General features: G+C 61.9%; 3 protein-coding genes and 2 pseudogenes. All 5 read right to left on the bottom strand.

What is annotated here, in order from left to right; genetic code table 11:
- Window positions 1–80: 80 nt before the first annotated feature.
- Window positions 81–576: pseudogene (locus tag ACWNCF_RS03135) on the bottom strand (cytochrome c oxidase subunit 3); the annotation flags it as partial.
- A gap of 76 nt (window positions 577–652) precedes the next feature.
- Complete coding sequence (locus ACWNCF_RS03130) at window positions 653–883, bottom strand: DUF2970 domain-containing protein (RefSeq protein ID WP_056447690.1); 231 nt, start codon at window positions 881–883, stop codon at window positions 653–655.
- A 1-nt stretch (window position 884) separates the two neighbouring features.
- On the bottom strand, window positions 885–1,460 hold the full coding sequence (locus ACWNCF_RS03125; RefSeq protein ID WP_449405982.1) for a cytochrome c oxidase assembly protein: 576 nt from the start codon (window positions 1,458–1,460) through the stop codon (window positions 885–887).
- A gap of 7 nt (window positions 1,461–1,467) precedes the next feature.
- Entirely contained in the window at window positions 1,468–1,587 is a 120-nt protein-coding gene (locus ACWNCF_RS03120) for a cytochrome oxidase small assembly protein (protein ID WP_449405981.1), read from the bottom strand.
- Between the two features lie 7 nt (window positions 1,588–1,594).
- Window positions 1,595–2,257, bottom strand: a pseudogene (locus tag ACWNCF_RS03115) (cbb3-type cytochrome c oxidase subunit I); the annotation flags it as partial.
- Window positions 2,258–2,638 lie beyond the last annotated feature (381 nt).

The following is a 2,638-nucleotide window of genomic DNA, read 5'->3' as shown; positions in this document are numbered from 1 at the left end:
TGTTTATGTAGACCTTTACTTCGTTCAGTTACGTATTGCTAAGGTTAAAACGGAGGAGTTAGTTGGATGATCCAGCACCTGGTCACGCCCGAGCTCAGCAGCAGCGCCGTATTGATGGTCGGGATCGGGAACGGGCCCATCGTGCTGAACTGCTCGACGGTGCCGGCCGGGCCGATACTGCCCCAGTGGCCAGAATAATCCGGCCAGATGATTTTATGGTCGAGGTCAGACAGCCACGGCATCGAGATCGTGCGTGCGTAGCAACAGCGCGCCGAAGAAGGCGCCGAAGAACATCACCTCGGAAAAGATGAACCAGCTCATCGACCAGCGGTAGGACAGGTCGACGCGCTCGCCATACTTGCCCGCCTCCGACTCGCCGATGGCGTCGCCGAACCAGTTGTACAGCACGATCAGCATCGCGACGATGCCGGCCGTGCAGACGCCGGGTCCCCAGGCGGCCCCGTTGACCCAGCCGGACGCGCCGGCCATCGTGCACAGCATCGACATGCCGGCTGCCAGCGGCCACCTGGAGGGGCCGGGGATGAAATAGTACGGCGCGGTATGGGGTGAACTCATGTATATCTCCTCAATCAAGCATTGTTTCGAATTCCGGGGTGCTGCGCTTCCCTGCTTTCGTGTTGCTTATATGTTTTTAACTTTTGGCGACGACCATCCGCACGACCAGCACCAGGATGCCGATGAACACCGCCACCCCGATCAGGGCGCCCACGATCACGTGGACCGGGTTCAGGTTGGCCGCGTCGTGCTCGTAGTCGCGGCGCTTGCGCACGCCGAAAAACGACCAGAACACGGCTTTCATCGTGGCCCCGAACGTCTGCGTCCGTGCGGGCGGACGGTGCTGCGGATCGTCGTCGTTTGCCATATCACTTCTGCGCCGTCACGGTGCCGACTTCGAAGAACGTGTACGACAGCGTGATGTCCTTCACTTCGCGAGGCAGTTTCGGATCGATGAAGAACACGACCGGCATCTGGCGCGCCTCGTTCGGTTTCAATATCTGCTCCTTGAAACAGAAGCACTCGACCTTCTTGAAAAACGGCTGGGCCGACTGCGGCGCGTAACTCGGGATGGCTTGCGCCTTCACGGTGCGCGCCTGCGTGTTCACGACTTCGTAGATCACGGTCGCCATCTCGCCCGGGTGCACGTCGATGCTGCGTTGCGTCGGACGGAAGCGCCACGGGCCCTGGGCGTTGCCGTCCAGGGTGACGGTGATCGTGCGCGCCTTGTCGACCTGGGTGTTGGCGGGCGGCACCACCGTGCCGTCCTTTTGCGTGAGCACGTTGATGCCGAGCGCCTCGCACACCTGGCGGTAGATCGGCACCAGCGCATAGCCGAAGCCGAACATGATGGCCGCGACCACCAGCAGCTTGGTGAGCGTGGTCCGGTTTAACCGCAGGCGGCCACTTTCCTCGTGGCGGCCTGCGTTGGTTTCCGCTTGCATGACTTCCTCAATTCAGCCACAGGCGCTTGACGAACAGCATCACGAAGAAGAACAGCGCCAGCCCGGCCAGCCACAGGGCCGTGCGCAGGTTGGCCTTCTTCTGCTGCTGCGAACGATGGTCGCTCATCACGGCCTCACTTCACCAGCGGCGGCGTTTCGAAGGTGTGGAACGGCGCCGGGCTCGGCACGGTCCACTCCAGGCCTTCGGCGCCTTCCCACGGCTTCGCTTCGGCGGGCTTGCCGCCGCGGATGGTCGGCAGCACGACGAAGAACAGGAAGTACACCTGCGACAGGCCGAACAGGAAAGCGCCGATCGACACGATCTGGTTGAAATCGGTGAACTGCACGGCGTAGTCGGCGTAGCGGCGCGGCATGCCGGCCAGGCCCAGGAAGTGCATCGGGAAGAACGTGACGTTGAACCAGATCAGCGAGTTCCAGAAGTGGAACTTGCCGCGGCCTTCCGGATACATGTGGCCGGTCCATTTCGGCGCCCAGTAGTAGAAACCGGCGAACAGCGCGAACAGCGAGCCGGCCACCAGCACGTAGTGGAAGTGGGCGACGACGTAATAGGTGTCCTGCATCTGGATGTCGATCGGCGTGACGGCCAGGATCAGGCCGGTGAAGCCGCCCATCGTGAACACGAAGATGAAGCCGACGGCGAACAGCATCGGGGTCTCGAAGGTCATCGAACCGCGCCACATCGTGGCGACCCAGTTGAACACCTTCACGCCGGTCGGCACCGCGATCAGCATGGTGGCGTACATGAAGAACAGCTGGCTCGTCACCGGCATGCCGGTGACAAGCCAGCTGTTCTTCATGTACGCCGCCATGATCGCGGTGCCAACGGCATGAAGGTGTTCAACTGGGTCGCCACGACGTGGCGCGGTTCTGACCTTCGACGTCTCGCCGTCGCGCTTCATCTTCGTGTTCAGGCCGATGGGCGGCTTCACCGGCCTGGTCCGGCGCCGTCCACGCCGATCTCGAGCAGTCCAGGAGTGCAGGACACGTATTACGTCAGTCGCCGCTTCCACTACGTGGTGGCCGCTGCACTCTCGCGCTGTTCGCCGGTTTCTTACTCTGGGCGCCGAAATGAACCAGGGCCACGGGAAGGCCGCGGCAAGTTCCAGCTTCTGGAACTCGTAATTCCATTTTAAACATAACATTCTTCCCGGGAAATG

The organism is Massilia phosphatilytica (genome assembly GCF_977014125.1).
Note: the sequence above shows the minus strand (reverse complement) of the source record. Positions and strands in the feature narration are given on the sequence as shown.

Bases quoted from the DNA above. Each gene is read 5' to 3' on its own strand.
- ACWNCF_RS03130 (WP_056447690.1), bottom strand. From the start codon at position 883: ATGGCAAACGACGACGATCCGCAGCACCGTCCGCCCGCACGGACGCAG.
- ACWNCF_RS03125 (WP_449405982.1), bottom strand. From the start codon at position 1,460: ATGCAAGCGGAAACCAACGCAGGCCGCCACGAGGAAAGTGGCCGCCTG.
- ACWNCF_RS03120 (WP_449405981.1), bottom strand. From the start codon at position 1,587: ATGAGCGACCATCGTTCGCAGCAGCAGAAGAAGGCCAACCTGCGCACG.